Genomic DNA, 15,591 nt, shown 5'->3' with positions numbered 1-15,591 from the left:
ACTTTGTCTATCCTAGTCGCCGTGGCTTGCTGCCTGGCGTGCGCGCCTTCGTCGACTATCTTGCCGAGTACCTGCCAGATACTACTCGGCAGGTGCATGACGATTGTTCGAAGCGACCACTACCTTGAGAGCCAAGCAGTGAGCGAACAGCGGTTGGAAGCAAGCGAAAGCTCGCAAAACCACGCAAAACCACGCCATGGCGAGCCTGGCTCTATCGCTCACTTCTCGCTCATCTTCACTCGCCCTTTCTACATGCTAGCATCGGCCAATTAGCCGTCCAGACTTCCAGATATCCGAGCCCTCGAATCCATGCCCATTCAAACCAAGCTGCCGAAAGTAGGCACCACCATTTTCAGCGTGATGAGCCAGCTGGCTGTCGAGCACAAGGCAGTCAATCTGGGGCAAGGGTTTCCCGATTTCGAGCCGCCACAGGCGTTGCGCGATGCGGTGACGCGTGCGATGGCCCAGGGGCGCAACCAGTATGCGCCTGGCATCGGGTTGGCCAACCTGCGCGAGCAAATCGCATTGAAGACCGAGCGCCTGTACGGGCACAAGGTTGATCCGGTGACCGAGGTGACTGTGACCTCGGGGGCTACCGAGGCGTTGTTCGCCGCGATCGCAGCCGTGGTGCGCCAGGGTGAGGAAGTGATCGTGTTCGATCCCTGCTACGACAGTTACGAACCGGCCATCGAGTTGCAGGGCGCGCGTGCGGTGCATATTCCGTTGACTGTGCCGTCGTTCGGCATCGACTGGCAACGCGTACGCGATGCAGTGAGCGCGAAAACGCGCATGATCCTGATCAATAGCCCACACAATCCTTCGGGCGCGGTGCTGTCGCGTACGGACCTGGATGAGCTGGCTGCGATCGTGCGCAACACCGATATTGTGGTGCTGTCTGATGAAGTCTACGAGCACATCGTGTTCGACGGTGCCGATCACCAAAGCGTGTTGCGCCATCCGGAACTGGCCGGGCGCAGCATCGTGGTGTCCTCGTTCGGCAAGACATTCCACTGCACTGGCTGGAAGATCGGCTATGCGGTAGCGCCGCAGGCGCTAACGGCCGAATTCCGCAAGGTGCACCAGTACCTGACGTTCTGTAGCTTCCATCCGGCGCAGCAGGCCTTCGCCGAATTCCTGGAAAGCTCGCCTGAGCATTACCTGGAGTTGCCGGCGTTCTACCAGGCCAAACGTGACAGTTTCCGCGCGCTCATCGCTTCCTCGCGCTTCACATTGCTGGATGTGCCTGGTGGTTATTTCCAGTTGGTGGATTACTCGGCCATTCGCGATGAGGATGACGTGGCCTTCTGCGAGTGGATGGTCATGCACGCGGGTGTGGCGGCCATTCCGCTGACTCCGTTCTACGAGACCGCCCCGGGCACGCGACTCGTACGTCTGTGCTTTGCCAAGAGCGACGCCACCATGGCTGCTGCTGCGGAGCGTCTATGCAAGCTTTGACCGTAAGCCTGGTGCAGGGAGCCACGCGTTGGCACGATGCGCCGGCCAATCGTGATTACTACGGTGGCCTCGTACGTTCTATCGGTAGTGGCAGCGATCTGATCGTGTTGCCGGAAACGTTTCTCTCCGGCTTCAGCAACGATACGCAGGCCAGTGCCGAAACCATGGATGGCGAGGGTGTTGCCTGGATGCGGGCGCTGGCGCAGGAGGTTGGTGCGGTACTTTGCGGCAGCCTGGCCATTCGTGAGGATGGTACGGTCTACAACCGTCTGATCTGGGCGCGCCCTGATGGCAGCTTCGAGCAATACGACAAGCGGCACCTGTTTCGTATGGCCGGCGAGCACAAGCGATACGGTGGCGGTAACAAGCGCCTGGTCGTGGATCTGAAAGGCTGGCGCATACTGCCGCAGGTCTGTTACGACCTGCGCTTTCCGGTGTGGTTGCGCAACCGTCGCCTGGAGCAGAGCGAGGGCGGCATGGATTACGACCTGTCGATCTTCGTCGCCAACTGGCCAGCGCCGCGTCGCCAGCCCTGGCGAACGCTGTTGCGAGCGCGGGCTATCGAAAACCTTTCCTATGTGATCGGTCTCAACCGCGTGGGGGTGGATGGCAACGATCTTCCGTACGCAGGTGACAGCGCGATCATCGACCCGGTCGGTGAACCGATGATTGAGCTTGGTCCCCAACAGCAGATTGCTACCGTGGTACTTGATCCAGTGCCTTTGCTGGCGCACAGAGAGCGGTTCCCCGCCTGGATGGACGCCGATGCGTTTCACTTGGATATCTGACCGCTGACGACAGCCCCGGAATGAACAACAAAGACACCTGCCTTGGCATCGGCGCAGGCGGCTTTGCCGATGCGAGGCCTGGCGGTTGTCTGGTCGTCGGAATCTAAAGCAGGGCGAGCACGGATTCCGGCGGGCGGCCGATGGCAGCCTTGCCATCGACCACCACGATCGGGCGTTCGATCAGTATAGGATTGGCGGCCATCGCCGCGATCAGGGCGCTGTCGCTGAGCGTAGGCTCATCCAGTCCGAGCTCGCTATAGGCCGGTTCGTTGCTGCGAATCAATTCGCGCGGAGTCATACCCAGTTGATCAAGCAACTGGGTCAGTTCGGCCACGCTGGGTGGTGTCTGCAGGTAATTGACTACTTCGCAGGTACAACCGTTGTCCTGCAGCAATGACAGTGTTGCGCGCGACTTGGAGCAGCGCGCGTTGTGATAGATGCGGGCAGCGGTCGCCATCGGCGCGATCAGCGATTGCCGCCGCGGTTGCCACCACCCCGGTTGCCACCGTTGCCACCACCGCCGGGACGACGATTGCCGCCCCCCTGGCCTTGCGGGCGACCGCCCTGACCACCTCGGGAGTTGCCGCCTCGGCCCTGGCCGCGATTACCGCCTTGGCCTCCACCGGAGAAACCGCCGTACGGGTTGGCGCCGCCGGCACGCGTGCCCGCACCGCCGGGTTTGCCGCCACGGCGCCCCTGACCACCACCGGCGCCGGTGCTGAAGCCGCGTGCCTGGCCCTGGCCCTGGCCGCCACGTGCCGCGCCACCTTCGCGCGAATCGCCTGCAAACCAAGTACGCACCGAAGGCAGTTCCTGCCCGGGTGCCACGCCACGCTTGCTCTTGCGGCGTCCGACGCTGGGGCCGCGGTCCGGGCGGGCGACGTTGCCGTTGACTTCCTTGCCCGGGCGGCGGCGCTGCTGCTTACCACGGGTTGGCTCTTCACGAATGCGATCGAATGCCCGAAGCTCGCGAGCTTCATCTGCATAGCCGCCAGCCCAGGCATGGGTGCTGCCGCGCTCCGGACGGTATTCTGTAACATTACGCGGCGCACGACGCTGATGTAGCACGGGGCTCAGCGTCAGCACGGGGGACGGAGCACCCAGGCCGGTGATCTTGCGCAGGTCCTTGACCAGGTCTTCGCCTAACGCTTCGCAGTCGCCACGACGCAGCGCACGGGGCAGCTCGACGTTACCGTAGCGGATGCGCTTGAGGCGGCTGACCAGGAAGCCTTGTGAATCCCATAGGCGGCGTACTTCACGATTGCGGCCTTCGCGAATTACCACGCGGAACCAGCTGTGGCTGCCGCCACGGCTGATGATGGCGATTTCATCAAAGCGGGCCAGGCCGTCTTCCAGTTCCACGCCAGCCTTGAGTTTCTCGATGATTTCGTCGGGCACCTCGCCGTGGACACGACACAGGTATTCGCGTTCCAGGCCGCTCTTGGGGTGCATCAGCGCATTGGCCAGATCGCCATCGGTGGTCAGCAGCAACAGGCCGGTTGTGTTGATGTCCAGGCGACCGACGGCAACCCAGCGCGCACCCTTCAGGCGCGGCAACTGTTCAAACACCGTGGGACGACCTTCGGGATCTTCTCGGGTGGTCACCACGCCTTCGGGCTTGTGATAAACCAGCACCTCGGTCTCGTCGCGGTTATCCGTGGACACCACGAATTGCTTGCTGTCGATCGTAACGCGATCGCCGGCATGCACGCTGGCACCAATGCTGGCAGCGGTGCCATTGACCTCGACTTCGCCAGCCTGGATGCGTTGTTCAAGCATACGGCGCGAACCGAGCCCGGCATTGGCAAGCACCTTATGCAGGCGCTCTTCCAGTGCGGGAGTGTCGTCGTTGCGTGGTTCGCGTTTCAGGGTCAGGACGGATTTCTGCGGCGCATTCATGCGCGGTACTCCTCGGTATCTTGCTCATCGGACTTGCCGTGTTCGGCGTCCGCGTTGTCAGTGATGCTGTCGTCGGCATTAGCCGTTGCAGCCGGGTCGGGGTCTTCGACCGGCCCGGTAGCGCCGGTGTGATGTTCCGCATCAGGCTCATTAACGGCCTGTGCGTTGATTTCTTCCGTGGCGGGCGAGACCTGGAAATCGTTGGTCTCGTCGTTGACGTTCGGGGTTTGCGCGTCGCTGCTGGCCGACTCATCGTCAGAGGTATGGCTGCCTTGTTCCGGCGAGGTAGCCTGATCTTGCGTATCCTGGCTTTCTCCAGGCTTTTCCTGTGCCTCGGCTTCGGCCTGTTGCTGGTTTTCAGGTAGCAGTTGGGCTTCCTCGGGCGCCATTTCCTCATCCGGATCGATAGGTAGATCCTTGATGACACGGGCAGGAATCGGCTCCTGGTCGATACGCATCTGCGGATCTTCCATGTCGCGAATTTCCGACAGTGGCGGCAATTCATCGAGCGATTTCAAGTTGAAGTAATCGAGGAAACCGCGTGTCGTTCCAAAAAGGGCCGGCTTGCCTGGAACGTCCCGGTAGCCCACCACGCGAATCCACTCGCGCTCCTCCAGGGTCTTGATGATGTTGGACGACACCACCACCCCGCGAATCTGCTCGATCTCGGGACGAGTGATTGGCTGGCGATAAGCGATCAACGCCAGGGTCTCCAGCAGGGCACGCGAATAGCGGCTCGGCTTTTCCGTCCACATGCGTGATATCCACGGGTGCACATCCTGGCGCACCTGATAGCGAAAGCCCGAGGCGACCTCCAGCAACTGGATGCCGCGCCCTTGGCAATCGGCCCCCAGGGCTTCCAGCGCCTTGGCGATGTCGTCACGGCCGACTTCGTCTTCCTCGATGAACAGGTCACCCAGGTTTGCTACGGTCAGCGGTTGGGTCGCTGCCAGCAAGGCGGCTTCGATGATGGATTTGAGTTGCTCGATCTGCATGGCCTTCAGGTCGGATGCGGATACTTCATTCGTAGGCAGATGCGGCTTGGTCGTCATCTTCGGAGGTCGGTTCTTCCGTCGATTCCTCGCTCATCGTGGCCTTGGCTTTCACGTAAATCGCCGCCAGGGGTTCTTCCTGGACAATTTCCACTAGCATCTCCTTGGCCAGTTCCAACATGGCCAGGAAGGTCACCACCACGCCAAGCCGGCCCTCGCTCACATCGAATAGCGTTTCGAATCGATGGAACTGGGTATTGCTTAGTCGACCCAGCAATTCGCCCATGCGCTGGCGTACGCTCAAGGCTTCACGCTTGATGGCGTGATGTCCGAACAGTTCGGCTCGGTGCATGACATCCTTGAGCGCGAGCAGCAACTCCTTGAGATCCAGCGGCGGCGGTAGCTTGATCACGTTGCGCTCGCCGACATCGGCATGCACCACCGTGGTATCACGTTCGAGACGGGGCAGGGCCTCGATATCCTCGGCGGCCTTCTTGAACCGCTCATATTCCTGCAGACGGCGTACCAATTCGGCGCGCGGGTCTTCTTCGATGCCTTCCTCGGTCGGCGGCCGTGGTAGCAGCAGGCGCGACTTGATTTCGGCGAGGATGGCGGCCATCAGCAGGTATTCGGCCGCCAGCTCCAGGCGCATCACATCGCGCATCATGTCGATGTATTCCATGTATTGCCGGGTGATCTCGGCAATCGGAATATCCAGGATGTCCAGGTTTTGTCGGCGAATCAAGTAAAGCAAAAGATCCAGCGGCCCTTCGAATGCCTCGAGGATCACCTCGAGCGCGTCCGGGGGGATGTATAGATCCTGCGGCATCTGCAGGATCGGTTCGCCGCGCACGATGGCCAGCGGCATTTCCTGTTGTTGCGGTACCGACGCGAAAGCGTCCTGCGGGGCTGTAACCGCTTCGGGTTCGGTGCTCATCAATACATATCGTTCGGCCGCCCGATCGCGGCTTGCTGTGCTTTCAACACATTAGGAACCGTTCTGTCCGGCCGGATATCCGGCATGCGTTAACGAATGTCCCCGTCAGGATGCCGGTTGTCAGGCGGCGACCCTTGCGACCCAGAAGCCATCTAATATTTCTGCGTTCAGCCACGACGCCACGCGCGCCATTAACATCCCGGTTCACCGCTTGATGGAGCCGCTCAGGCGATTCCGGTCAGGCGAGCCGCGGTGCACAATCGCTGCGGTACCGTCGCAAAGAGAAGATCCGATGCGTCGACACATGCCCATGAGCTGACGAGCTTGACGTCACTGATGGTCTGGCGATCTGCTGAGAGCATGGGTCTGGCACCGCTGGCACCGGTTTTGACCGGCTTGCTCGGTAGCGTTAAGGACCCTCGCGTGACCGACAGAGTAATGGTAGGCGCGCGACAAGTCCAGTACGGGCGGCCGCCTGCATTCAGCCGTTGCGTCGTGAGCGCCGGGAGAGCCAGGGTAGGGCATCAAGTGACCCATCGTGTCGGCCGATGGCTCGGTTTGTCACGATGCTGTGCCGCAACCACGTAACCTGTGTTCTGCGTGCCATCTTTTTGTTCGCTTGCACGATGAAGTTCTGTCGTCTCGTGCTTAAAATGAATCATTGGCATGGATTGAACTATCTTGTGGCATGCGGCTTGCTTCTTTATGGGGCAATGAGCTGCCATACAAACGGGGGCTTTCCGGGTGGGGTGCCTGGAGGGTCAGCCGGCTAAAGAATAGGCGGTGGGGAGGACGTGTGACCAAGAACGACCAGATGAGCAAAAGCCTCGATTCGGAGCAACTTCGTCCGGCCCGAATGCGAATTGAGACCACCGTGTTGATGAGCCGGGGCGACCAGTCCCAGCCGACTGACCTGATCGATATCTCGGCCACCGGCGTGCTCTTGCGTCGCCCGTTGGGTTGGCAGGGCGAATCTGGCCAGAGTTGGGTATTGGACATGATTTTTGGTCATGATCTGCATATCCACCTTGAAGCCGTGGTTGCCCGCGTATCCAGCCGCCATATCGGTTTTGCCTACACCCATATCCCGGAAGACAAACAGGTCCCGCTGTGGAATCTGTTGGGTGGGTATGCGGATATCCTGGAGATGTGGAAAGACGATTGAGGCGTCAGGTCGCTCGCTGGCGCTCGCTGTGAGGCCACGTCCACGGCGCTGTAAAGAGTAACAGTGAAAAGAACAGCAGCAAAACAAAGCCCGCGTCATAGCGGGCTTTGTCTCTTCGCTCTTTACAGCGCCGCAGGCGCGACCTCACCCCTAACCAAGACTACGCCGCCGCAGGCTTCTTTTCATCGCGCAGTTCGCGTCGCAGGATCTTGCCGACGTTGCTCTTGGGCAGGGCATCGCGGAACTCGATGGACTTGGGGCGTTTGTAGCCGGTGAGATTTTCGCGGCAGAACTGCTTGAGCTCTTCGACGGTGAGGTTGGGGTCCTTGCGTACGACAAATACTTTGACGACTTCGCCGGAGTGCTCGTCCGGCATGCCCACGGCAGCAACTTCTGCCACGCCAGGGTGCTGCATGATCGCGTCTTCGACTTCGTTTGGATACACGTTGAAACCCGAGACGAGGATCATGTCCTTCTTGCGGTCGACGATGTAGAAGTAACCGTTCTCATCCATGCGGGCAATGTCGCCGGTATGCAGCCAGCCGTCACTGCCAAGCACTTTGGCCGTCTCGTCAGGACGCTGCCAGTAACCGCGCATCACCTGCGGCCCTTTGATCATCAACTCGCCCACCTCGCCGATCGGCAGTGGCTGGTTGTCCTCCGACCACACGGCTGCATCGGTGGAAGAGATTGGCAGGCCAATCGAGCTGTTGTAGTCCTTCAGGTCAAGCGGATTGATGCAAGCGGCCGGCGAGGTCTCGGTCAGGCCGTAGGCTTCGACCAGGGTGCAACCGGTAACTTTCTTCCAGCGTTCGGCCACCGCGCGCTGCACGGCCATACCGCCGCCCAGACTCAGGTGCACGCGGGAGAAATCCAGCTCGGCAAAACCCGGTGTATTGAGAAGGCCATTGAACAGGGTGTTGACGCCGGTAATGGCGGTAAAGCCAGAAGCTTTCAGTTCCTTCACGAAGCCAGGCATGTCGCGTGGATTGGTAATCAACCAGCTCAAGCCGCCCAGGCGCATGAAAACCAGGCCATTGGCCGTCAGCGAGAAGATGTGATAAAGCGGCAAGGCGGTGATCACCACCTCCTGACCGGCGCTGAGGTTGGAACCGATCCACGATCCGGCTTGCAACATATTGGCGATCATGTTGCCGTGCGTGAGCATCGCGCCCTTGGCCACGCCGGTGGTGCCGCCCGTGTATTGCAGGAAGGCCAGGTCCTCGTGTCCGATCGAGGGCTTGGGCAACGGGTGGCTTGCACCGCGCGAAAGCGCGTCCTTCAAGCGAACGGCCTGCGGCAGGTGGAAAGCCGGCACCATTTTCTTGATCGTCTTGATCACGAAGTTGACGATGATGCCCTTGGCGCCAAGCAGGTCGCCGATGCCGGTGGTGATGATGTGCTTGACGCCGGTCTCGGCTACGACCTGCTGGAGCGTGGCGGCAAAATTGTCCACCACGACGATGGCCTTGGCGCCTGAGTCATGCAACTGGTGCTTGAGCTCGCGGGCGGTGTACATCGGGTTGGTGTTGACTACGACCAGCCCGGCGCGTAGCGCGCCAAACAGAGCGATCGGGTACTGCAGAACGTTGGGCATCATGATCGCGATGCGATCACCCTTGACCAGTTTCAGTTCGCCGGTGAGGTAGCCGGCGAATTGCTTGCTCATCTCGTCGATCTGGCCGTAAGTTAGCTTCTTGCCGAAGCTGGCGAAGGCAGGGCGATCACGAAAGCGTTGGAAGGATTCCTCCAGGACCGCGACAACCGAAGCGTACTGGTTTATGTCGATTTCTGCGGGTACGCCATCCGGATATTGTTTCAGCCACGGACGCTCATTGCTCATGTCTAATCCCACGCTCCCAGTGTTCAACGCGCCGATGCTCAGCATCGGGCAGTATACGGCGGCGGCATTGGAGCATACGGTTGCGTATGCGGCAAGCCGCACTGCAACGAGGATAGAGCATGAATAAGCATTTTCGCAGGGGGATGTTGATCCTGCTTTGGTCGATGGCATTGGCTATGGCGGCTGCTTGCCATCGCACGCCCGATGAGGAGCGTGTCCGGCAGGCCGTGGTCACCGCTGGCAGGGCGGCCGAAAAGACCGACGCCTCGGCGCTGGGCGAGGTGCTCGATGAGCAGTTCGACGGCAATGCGGGGCAAGTCGCCCGCAAGGATCTGCAAGACATGCTGCGCCTTGCCAGGCTTCGCCACGAAACGATCCACGTGCTGGTCGGACCGGTTGATATACAGGCCCGGGGAGATCGTTACGTCGCCATGTTCACTGTCACCTTGACCAGCGGCGGCCAGACCCTACCGGCGCAGATGGGCCTGTATCAGGTGCAAAGTGCCTGGCGCAAAGACGGTGGCCGGTGGATATGCTATTCAGCGACCTGGAAACACTAGCTGGTCCGGGATTCACTCCGTCGCCCGAACCGACTTGCCCCTCGTCCATGAGGGGCGCAGACTCGCCGGCTCAAGCTCGCTGTCAGGCGGCTTTCTTTCCGGCCAATTGCCTCAGCACGTACTGCAGGATGCCGCCGTGGCGGAAGAACTCCCGCTCCTTGGGGGTGAGCAGCAGTACCTTCACGGTAAAACTCTTCTGACTGCCGTCTTCGGCGGTTGCCGTGACCTTGGCCGTCTTGGATTCGCCGCCTTCCAGGCCGACGATGTCGAAGGTTTCCTTACCGGTCAGGCCCAGCGACTGCGCGTTCTCGCCATCCTGGAACTGACAAGGCAAGACACCCATCCCAACCAGGTTGGAGCGGTGGATGCGCTCAAAGCTTTCGGCGATGACTGCCTTCACGCCAAGCAACAGGGTGCCCTTGGCGGCCCAGTCGCGCGATGATCCAGTGCCATACTCCTTGCCTGCCAGTACCACGAGCGGTGTCTTGTCTTCCTTGTACTTCATGGCGGCATCATAGATGGCCATTTGTTCGCCGTCGGGCACGTACAGCGTGTAGCCACCTTCGACGCCATCGAGCATCAGGTTCTTGATGCGAATGTTGGCGAAGGTGCCGCGCACCATGACATCGTCATTGCCGCGACGCGAGCCGTAGGAGTTGAAGTCCTTCGGTTCCACGCCCTTGGAAATCAGGAAGCGGCCAGCGGGGCTATCCTTCTTGATCGACCCGGCGGGCGAGATGTGGTCGGTGGTGATCGAATCGGCGAACAGGCCCAGCACACGTGCGCCGTGGATGTCCTCGATACTGCCCGGCTCGCTGCTCATACCCTCGAAATAAGGGGGATTCTTGATATAGGTAGAATCGTCCCACTTATAGACCGAGCCGTCCGGCGAGGCAATGTGGTTCCAACGACTGTCGCCCTTGAATACGTCCGCGTAGTTCTTCTCGAACATCTGCGGATTGATGGCGCCGGCGATGATGTCGGAAATTTCCTGGTTGGTCGGCCAGATGTCCTTTAGGTACACCGGCTTGCCGTCGTGACCGTTGCCAAGTGGATCGTGAGTCAGGTCGATGTCCAGCGTGCCGGCCAGCGCATAGGCCACGACCAGCGGCGGCGATGCGAGGTAGTTCATTTTCACTTCCGGATGCACGCGGCCTTCGAAATTACGGTTGCCCGACAACACCGATGCCACGGCGAGATCGCCTTCGCCGATACCCTGGCTGATTTCCTGCGGCAGCGGGCCAGAGTTGCCGATGCAAGTGGTGCAGCCGTAACCGACGATATAGAAGCCCACCTTCTCCAGTTCCTTGAGCAGGCCAGTTTTTTCCAGGTAGTCGGTAACGACCAGCGAACCCGGGCCGATCGAAGTCTTGACCCAGGGCTTGGCCGTCAGGCCCTTGGCGGCGGCTTTCCTGGCGACCAGGCCTGCTGCAAGCATGACGGCAGGGTTGGACGTATTGGTGCATGAGGTGATCGCTGCGATCACCACGGAGCCGTCCTTGAGTTCGAAATCCTTGCCGTTGCGAGTAACCGTCACACTGCCATCGCCGATGGAGTTAGCCTCGTTGCCGATGGCCGAGGAGCCGCCATCGCTGGCATAGCGTGATGAATCGCCATTGCGCGGCTTGCGGTTGGCGGTGAGTGGACCGACCGCATCGTGGAAACTCTTCTTGACCCCCTCCAGCAATACACGATCCTGCGGGCGCTTGGGGCCGGCCAGCGAAGGCTTTACCTCGGCCAGATCCAGCTCCAAGGTGGTGGTGAAGCGCGGTTCATGCGCATTTTCGTCATGCCACAGGCCCTGGGCCTTGGCGTAGGCTTCCACCAACTGAATCTGTTCCTGGCTTCGGCCGGATAGGTGCAGGTAGTTCAGCGCCTCCTGGTCGATCGGGAAAATGCCGCAAGTTGCGCCGTATTCCGGTGCCATGTTGGCAATGGTGGCGCGATCGGCAAGCGGCAGGTGTTTGAGGCCGTCACCGAAGAACTCGACGAACTTGCCCACCACGCCAAGCTTGCGCAGCATCTGGGTCACGGTGAGCACCAGGTCGGTGGCCGTAACGCCCTCGCCCAATCGGCCGGTCAGCTTGAAGCCGACTACTTGCGGGATCAGCATGGACGAGGGCTGACCGAGCATGGCTGCCTCAGCCTCAATGCCGCCCACGCCCCAGCCCAACACACCGATACCGTTGATCATGGTGGTGTGGCTGTCGGTGCCAAAGACCGTATCCGGATAGGCCCATGGAGCACCGTCCTTGTCAGTCGTGAACACGACGCGCGCCAGGTATTCCAGGTTGACCTGGTGCACGATGCCGGTGCGCGGTGGCACCACCTTGAAATTGTTGAAGGCTTTCTGGCCCCAGCGCAGGAACGAATAGCGCTCCTGATTGCGTTCGAATTCGATTTCGACGTTCTTTTCCAGGGCCGCTTCGGAGCCGAAGGCATCCACTTGTACCGAGTGGTCGATTACCAGTTCGGCTGGCGCAAGCGGATTGATCTGCGTGGCGTCGCCGCCCAGCTTGACCACCGCGTCGCGCATGGCTGCGAGGTCCACGACGCAAGGCACGCCAGTGAAATCTTGCAGCACCACGCGAGCGGGCATGAAGGCGATTTCGATATCGGGTTCGGCCTTGGCATCCCATTGGGCGATCGCTTCGATCTCCTTCTTGGTCACGTTGACGCCATCTTCGTGGCGCAGCAGGTTTTCCAGCAGGATCTTGAGCGAGTAGGGGAGGGTCTTGAGGTCAAACTGCTGACCGAGCTTGGTCAGGCTGGCGATCTGGTAAGAGCTGCCGTTGACATCGAGTGTGTCGCGGGTGGCGAATGAATCCAGCATGGTCGGAAACTCCTTTGCAAAGCGGACGCGTGAGGCGTAACAGGACGATCCTAGAGCAGCGAGCGTGAGGGCAATTGTAAGAACAGGCCAGCCGCGACGACACCCTCCATGTGGGGCGTGTTGCATGACGGGCAAGCCATATCGCACGCGCAAGCTCTTGCAAGATTTCGAACGCTGCCGGAAACGTTGTCTTGCGTTGCGGCGAGACGGCCCTGGCTGGCAAAATAGGCGGCTGCAAGCCCTCTGCAAATCGGCGCGGGAGCTCGTTTTTTCCCCGTCGAACCCCAGCCGGCCCGAAGTGCACGCGCCCATCGCGCGTTCGCCGATCGGGCCAAGCCATACGCAACTTTTCAGGACTTCGATCGCATGCTCAACGCCTATCGCCAACATGTCGCCGAACGCGCCGCCTTGGGAATCCCCGCGCTGCCGCTTTCGGCCCAACAGACCGCCGACCTGATCGAACTGCTGAAGAACCCGCCGGCTGGCGAGGATGCCTTCCTGGTCGATTTGATTTCCAATCGTGTTCCCGCCGGCGTGGATGACGCGGCCAAGGTCAAGGCGTCCTATTTGGCCGCCGTGGCTTTCGGCACCGAGCGCTGCCCGTTGATCAGCCGCGAAAAAGCGACCGAATTGCTTGGCACCATGCTCGGTGGCTACAACATCCATCCGCTGGTCGAACTGCTCGATGATGCGTCCGTCGGCACCATCGCTGCCGATGCGCTGAAGAAGACCCTGCTTATGTTCGACGCCTTCCACGACGTCAAGGACAAGGCCGACAAGGGCAATGCCAATGCCAGGGCCGTGTTGCAGAGCTGGGCCGATGCCGAGTGGTTTACCAGTCGCCCACAAGTGCCCGAGAGCCTGACCATCACTGTGTTCAAGGTGCCGGGCGAGACCAATACCGACGACCTGTCGCCCGCTCCCGATGCTACCACCCGTCCGGACATCCCGCTGCATGCGTTGGCTATGCTCAAGAACAAGCGCGATGGCGCGCCGTTCCAGCCCGAGGAAGACGGCAAGCGTGGTCCGATCCAGCAGATCCTCGATCTCAAGGACAAAGGCCATCTCGTTGCCTACGTCGGCGATGTGGTCGGAACCGGTTCGAGCCGCAAATCCGCTACCAACTCGGTGCTGTGGTGGACCGGCGAGGACATTCCATTCATCCCGAACAAGCGGTTCGGCGGCGTGTGCCTGGGCAGCAAGATCGCTCCGATCTTCTACAACACCATGGAAGACGCCGGGGCGCTGCCGATCGAACTGGATGTCTCGAACATGGACATGGGCGATGTCATCGAACTTCGTCCGTATGAAGGCAAGGCGCTGAAGAACGGCCAGGTGATTGCCCAATTCCAGGTCAAGTCCGACGTGCTGTTCGACGAAGTGCGCGCCGGTGGCCGTATCCCGTTGATCATCGGTCGCGGCCTGACCGCCAAGGCCCGCGAGGCGCTGGGCCTGCCGGTGTCCACGTTGTTCCGCTTGCCGCAGAACCCGGCAGATACTGGCAAGGGCTTCACACTGGCACAGAAGATGGTCGGTCGCGCCTGCGGCCTGCCAGAGGGCCAGGGCGTGCGCCCGGGCACTTATTGTGAGCCGAAGATGACCTCGGTCGGTTCGCAGGACACTACCGGTCCGATGACTCGTGACGAGTTGAAGGACTTGGCCTGCCTGGGCTTCTCGGCCGACCTGGTCATGCAGTCGTTTTGCCACACGGCGGCCTATCCCAAGCCAGTGGATGTCAAGACCCATCATGAACTGCCCGCCTTCATCTCCACCCGCGGCGGCATCAGCCTGCGTCCTGGCGACGGCGTGATCCATTCCTGGCTCAATCGTATGTTGCTGCCCGATACCGTCGGTACCGGCGGCGACAGCCATACGCGCTTCCCGATCGGCATTTCCTTCCCGGCCGGTTCCGGCCTGGTGGCGTTCGCAGCGGCCACCGGCGTCATGCCCCTGGACATGCCCGAGTCGGTGTTGGTGCGCTTCAAAGGCGAGTTGCAGCCCGGGGTTACGTTGCGCGATCTGGTCAACGCCATCCCGCTGTATGCCATCAAGCAGGATTTGCTCACGGTGGCCAAGCAGGGCAAGAAGAACATCTTCTCTGGCCGCATCCTGGAAATCGAAGGCTTGCCGAATCTGAAAGTGGAACAGGCGTTCGAGCTATCCGATGCCTCGGCCGAACGCTCGGCCGCCGGCTGCACGGTCAAGCTCAACAAGGAGCCGATCATCGAGTACCTCAACTCGAACATCGTGCTGCTCAAGTACATGATCGCCCAGGGCTACCAGGATGTGCGCAGCCTGCAACGCCGCATCAAGGCGATGGAGGCGTGGTTGGCCGATCCGCAACTGCTCGAGCGCGACGCGGATGCCGAATACGCCGCCGTCATCGAGATCGACCTGGCCGACGTTCACGAGCCGATCGTGGCCTGCCCGAACGACCCGGATGACGTCAAGACGTTGTCGGACGTGGCCGGCGCCAAGATCGATGAGGTGTTCATCGGTTCGTGCATGACCAACATTGGTCACTTCCGCGCAGCCTCGAAGCTGCTGGAAGGCAAGCGCGACATCCCCACTCGCCTGTGGGTTGCCCCGCCGACCAAGATGGACCAGCAACAGCTCACCGAGGAAGGCCACTACGGCGTGCTCGGTACGGCTGGCGCACGCATGGAAATGCCAGGTTGCTCGCTATGCATGGGTAACCAGGCGCAGGTCCGCGAGGGCGCTACGGTGATGTCCACCAGCACACGCAATTTCCCTAATCGCTTGGGCAAGAATACCAACGTGTACCTGGGCTCGGCGGAACTGGCCGCGATCTGTTCGCGGCTGGGCCGCATCCCGAGCAAGGAGGAGTACATGGCGGATATCGGCGTGATCAATGCCAATGGCGACAAGATCTACCGCTACATGAACTTCGACCAGATCGCCGATTTCAAGAACGTGGCTGATACGGTTGCCGCGTAGGGTAGGGCGTTTTTCAGGGAAACAAAAAGCCGGCGCTTGCGTCGGCTTTTTGTTGGTCGTTTGTTGGGGGGAGGTGGGGCGTGGGGGCAGGTCCCTGCGCGTGCGGCAGGCCGATGGCGAGGGCCGTGACGTTGTTCTCCATGGCATTGTGCCGCTGTTGT

11 protein-coding genes are annotated in these 15,591 nt (G+C 60.9%); 5 read left to right on the top strand and 6 right to left on the bottom strand.

The window, feature by feature from the left end; all coding sequences use genetic code 11:
• The first annotated feature begins 309 nt into the window (after positions 1–309).
• Both VF436_RS01650 and VF436_RS01645 read left to right on the top strand, forming a co-directional pair.
• Positions 310–1,455 carry a pyridoxal phosphate-dependent aminotransferase gene (locus VF436_RS01650; protein ID WP_330902234.1) on the top strand — a complete coding sequence of 382 codons (1,146 nt, stop codon included), beginning with the start codon at positions 310–312 and terminating at the stop codon, positions 1,453–1,455.
• Positions 1,443–2,243 (top strand): amidohydrolase, encoded by an 801-nt coding sequence (locus VF436_RS01645; RefSeq protein ID WP_330902233.1) that lies wholly within the window; start codon positions 1,443–1,445, stop codon positions 2,241–2,243. Before VF436_RS01650 ends, VF436_RS01645 begins: the two co-directional genes overlap by 13 nt.
• A 103-nt stretch (positions 2,244–2,346) precedes the next feature.
• On the opposite strand, the gene arsC is transcribed toward VF436_RS01645, so the two are convergent.
• Genes arsC through VF436_RS01625 form a run of 4 tightly spaced genes read right to left on the bottom strand, consistent with a single transcriptional unit; the run spans position 2,347 to position 6,071 of the window.
• Entirely contained in the window at positions 2,347–2,700 is a 354-nt protein-coding gene (gene arsC, locus VF436_RS01640; RefSeq protein ID WP_330902232.1) for an arsenate reductase (glutaredoxin), read from the bottom strand.
• An 8-nt stretch (positions 2,701–2,708) separates the two neighbouring features.
• Entirely contained in the window at positions 2,709–4,142 is a 1,434-nt protein-coding gene (locus VF436_RS01635; protein ID WP_330902231.1) for a pseudouridine synthase, read from the bottom strand.
• A complete protein-coding gene (scpB, locus tag VF436_RS01630; protein ID WP_414649797.1) occupies positions 4,139–5,194 on the bottom strand; it encodes an SMC-Scp complex subunit ScpB in 1,056 nt (351 codons plus the stop codon). Before scpB ends, VF436_RS01635 begins: the two co-directional genes overlap by 4 nt.
• Positions 5,163–6,071 (bottom strand): ScpA family protein, encoded by a 909-nt coding sequence (locus VF436_RS01625; RefSeq protein WP_330902230.1) that lies wholly within the window; start codon positions 6,069–6,071, stop codon positions 5,163–5,165. The genes scpB and VF436_RS01625 overlap by 32 nt, the downstream gene beginning before the upstream one ends.
• A gap of 814 nt (positions 6,072–6,885) precedes the next feature.
• Between VF436_RS01625 and VF436_RS01620 the strand changes: the two genes are divergently transcribed.
• Positions 6,886–7,236 carry a PilZ domain-containing protein gene (locus VF436_RS01620; protein WP_330902237.1) on the top strand — a complete coding sequence of 117 codons (351 nt, stop codon included), beginning with the start codon at positions 6,886–6,888 and terminating at the stop codon, positions 7,234–7,236.
• A 160-nt stretch (positions 7,237–7,396) separates the two neighbouring features.
• Here VF436_RS01620 and VF436_RS01615 read toward each other — a convergent pair whose 3' ends face one another.
• Positions 7,397–9,079 (bottom strand): AMP-binding protein, encoded by a 1,683-nt coding sequence (locus VF436_RS01615; protein WP_330902228.1) that lies wholly within the window; start codon positions 9,077–9,079, stop codon positions 7,397–7,399.
• A 119-nt stretch (positions 9,080–9,198) separates the two neighbouring features.
• Here VF436_RS01615 and VF436_RS01610 point away from each other — a divergent pair, with 119 nt between their 5' ends.
• Positions 9,199–9,639, top strand: coding sequence for a hypothetical protein (locus VF436_RS01610; RefSeq protein ID WP_330902227.1), 441 nt, complete (start codon positions 9,199–9,201; stop codon positions 9,637–9,639).
• A gap of 82 nt (positions 9,640–9,721) precedes the next feature.
• On the opposite strand, the gene acnA is transcribed toward VF436_RS01610, so the two are convergent.
• Positions 9,722–12,472 (bottom strand): aconitate hydratase AcnA, encoded by a 2,751-nt coding sequence (gene acnA, locus VF436_RS01605; RefSeq protein ID WP_330902226.1) that lies wholly within the window; start codon positions 12,470–12,472, stop codon positions 9,722–9,724.
• 366 nt (positions 12,473–12,838) lie between these two features.
• On the opposite strand from acnA, the gene acnB reads away from it, so the two are divergent.
• Entirely contained in the window at positions 12,839–15,430 is a 2,592-nt protein-coding gene (gene acnB, locus VF436_RS01600) for a bifunctional aconitate hydratase 2/2-methylisocitrate dehydratase (RefSeq protein WP_330902225.1), read from the top strand.
• Positions 15,431–15,591 lie beyond the last annotated feature (161 nt).

The organism is Dyella sp. (assembly GCF_036384435.1).
In the GTDB taxonomy this organism is placed as follows: Bacteria; Pseudomonadota; Gammaproteobacteria; order Xanthomonadales; family Rhodanobacteraceae; genus GSA-30.
Note: the sequence above shows the minus strand (reverse complement) of the source record. Positions and strands in the feature narration are given on the sequence as shown.